Origin of the sequence: Arthrobacter sp. Hiyo1, from assembly GCF_001263615.2 — a bacterium.
In the GTDB taxonomy this organism is placed as follows: Bacteria; Actinomycetota; Actinomycetes; order Actinomycetales; family Micrococcaceae; genus Arthrobacter.
Genome location: NZ_DF952472.1, coordinates 349605 through 352483 on the forward strand (window position 1 = coordinate 349605; position 2879 = coordinate 352483).

The 2879-nt window shown below is 64.6% G+C and carries 2 protein-coding genes and 1 pseudogene; 1 reads left to right on the forward strand and 2 read right to left on the reverse strand.

Annotation, left to right across the window (positions count from 1 at the left end):
• Positions 1-568 (reverse strand): annotated as a pseudogene (locus AHiyo1_RS15185) (MFS transporter); the annotation flags it as partial.
• 35 nt (positions 569-603) lie between these two features.
• Positions 604-1542, reverse strand: a complete 939-nt coding sequence (locus tag AHiyo1_RS15190; protein WP_059389119.1) for a proteasome assembly chaperone family protein — start codon at positions 1540-1542, stop codon at positions 604-606.
• A 319-nt stretch (positions 1543-1861) separates the two neighbouring features.
• On the opposite strand from AHiyo1_RS15190, the gene AHiyo1_RS15195 reads away from it, so the two are divergent.
• The coding region (locus tag AHiyo1_RS15195) for a leucyl aminopeptidase family protein (RefSeq protein WP_059389118.1) at positions 1862-2879 on the forward strand (1018 nt) is incomplete at its 3' end.

Genomic DNA, 2879 nt, shown 5'->3' on the forward strand with positions numbered 1-2879 from the left:
TGGCCCGGCGGAACGTCCCTGAGCAAGGCAAGGACAAGGACGACGGCGAGCGCGGACAACGAGCTCAACGCCAGGAAAGCCGTGTTCCAGCCTGCCGAATGAAGGACGAGGGCGAAGGGCACCACACTGATGAGCTGGCCGAGCTGGCCCGACATTCCCGTCAGCTGGGTGACGAGCGGAACCCTCGCCGGCGCGAACCAGATCGGCACGAGGCGGATCACGGAGACGAAGGTCATGGCGTCCCCGGCGCGACCAGGACCCTGCCGAGCACTCCAGCCGGAACAGCGTCGGCATATGCCAGCTGGAGTTGACCGAGGCCCATGAGTACGGCACCGCTGGCGATCATGGCGCGCGAGCCGAAGCGGTCAACCAGGAGCCCAACCGGTATTTGGAGGCCTGCGTAGACCAGCAGCTGAAGCACGGTGAAGAAGGAGATGGCCGCCGCGCTGGCATGGAACCGTTCGGTAGCCTCCAGCCCGGACACACCAAAGGATGTGCGCTGGGCCACTGCCACAAGGTAGGCAAGCACCCCGATCGTCCAAATGAGCCAGGCGCGGGGTGCGTTCACCCTTCCATTATGCCCGGGGCCGCATTAAAGCTGCTTTATGGGCGCGCATCTTTACGTGCGAGATACGCCTCAACCGCCGCGCCCAGATCCTCGGCGTTGGGCAATTCGTCGTTCTCGTCGGCCAGCAGGGAACGGCGGACCGTTCCCTCGGCCTTGTCGTCATAGCGGGACTCCAGCTTGGAAACGACCTGCTGGACGTCCTCGGATGCTTCCACTTGTTCGGCGATCTGCCTGCCCACTTCCCTGCCGGCCTCGCGAAGGCGGTCCGTCGGCAGCATCAGGGACGTGGCTGCACCGAGGTATTCGAGTCCCGCCACCGCTGCCGGCGGGTACTCGGCATCCGCAAGGTAGTGCGGGACGTGGATGACATACCCGGCCACTTTCCGCCCGGCTTCGGCCAGCCGCAACTCGAGGATGTGGCCAATGGCCGCAGGAACCTCGACCGTCGGCTTCCACGTGGAAATGCCCTCGATGAGTTCCGGACGGTTGCCGTGCACCGTGACACCAACCGGCCGGGTGTGCGGAACCGGCATAGGGATGGAGTGGATCCAGGTCACCAGGTTGACGTCCAGTTTTTCCACGATCCCGACGACGGCGCGCGCGAAACGCTCCCACTGGAGGTCCGGTTCAAAACCGGCAAGCAACAGGAACGGCTCGCCCAAGCCGTCATTCAGCTTGTAAAGCGCCAATTGAGGGGCCTTGTAGTCTTCCAGATGGTCTTCGACAAAGCTGATGTGGGGACGGCGCGTGCGGTAGTCGATGAGCTGGTCGGCGTCGAACACAGCCACCGTTTCGACTTCGAGCGTATCCAGCAGTTCCCGGTTGATCTGCTGGACCACGTGCCCGGCGTCAGCGAATCCCGTGAAGCCCATCAGCATGTTGAGGCCCCTGGTGTCCGGGCTGTGGAAGAGCTCGATGTTGCTCGCGTAGAGCGGCTCAGGGTCAAGGAGTGAGCCGGAAATCCGTTCAAGCACGGCATGTTCCTTTCGCAGTTTCAAGTTCATTGGAGGAGCAGGCGGCTGCACGCCGCAGCGGATGCCTTGGCGGCCGGCCACGCTCCCTGTATTGGTACAACGCCCCGGACGGGCCGCGCATTCCTGTCGGCCAATGTGCCGCAACTCTCATTTAATTGCTTTCCGGCGCGGCAGACAGACTACGATCGAGACGTGCCGCCGTGTGCGGACCCAAGCAACCACCGACGTTGTCCCAGGCGGACAACGGAGGGGTACCAGGGCCGGGCGCCTAACATGCAGCCCGGCCAAGCCATGCAGAGAGAGATGAGGACAAATCCTCGTGGTGAAGACTACAGACATCACCCTTGGCACTATCGCCAAGGACCTGAAGAAGGCGCCCAGCGACGCACTCGTGATAGCCGTCGGTCAGGGGGAAGACGGGCCGGTACTGCTCGGGAACCCCTTGGGCGCGAAGGCCGCGGAAACCCTCGCGGCTTCATTGGGCCTCCTCGGCATCACGGGAGCAGCCGATCAGGTACACCGTCTGCCGGGTCTTCCGGAGACCGGTTCGGGCGTCCTCGTCCTGGCGGGTGTCGGCAAAGTCGCCGACGACGCCCTCCTGGCCGAGGAAACCCTGCGCCGGACTGCGGGATCCGCCGTCCGCCAACTTGCCGGTTTGTCCTCCGTGACACTGGCCCTCCCGACGGCGTCCCTCGCCGACGTCGCAGCCGTCGCCGAAGGCGCTGTGCTGGGTTCCTATTCCTATACAGAGCACCGCTCCAGCAAGGACGGCCTCAAGGACCCGGTCGGCAAGGTCCTGATCCACACGGCGTTTGACGGCAAGGACGTCCAGCCCGCGCTCGATCGGGCCTTGCTCGTGGGACGCGCGGTCAACGCCACCCGCACGCTGGTCAACGAGCCTCCGAGCCACCTCTACCCGGAGTCCTTTGCCGAAGCTGCCAAGGAACTCTCCAAGGGGCTGCCGGTCAAGGTCACCGTGTGGGACGAAAAACGCCTCGAAAAGGACGGGTTCGGCGGAATCCTGGGCGTTGGAAAAGGTTCAACCCGCCAGCCGCGCCTCGTCAAGGTGGAGTATGCCCTGGCCAAGGCCACCAAGAAGATCGCCCTGGTCGGTAAGGGCATCACCTTTGACACGGGCGGCATTTCCATCAAGCCGGCCCTCGGCATGGGCGACATGAAGAGCGACATGGCGGGCGCCGCCGTCGTACTTAATACTGTCCTGGCCGTCGCGGGGCTCGGGTTGCCCGTCAAGGTGACCGCGTGGCTCTGCATCGCCGAGAACATGCCCTCGGGCGCTGCACAGCGCCCGGCAGACGTCCTTACCGTGTACGGCGGCA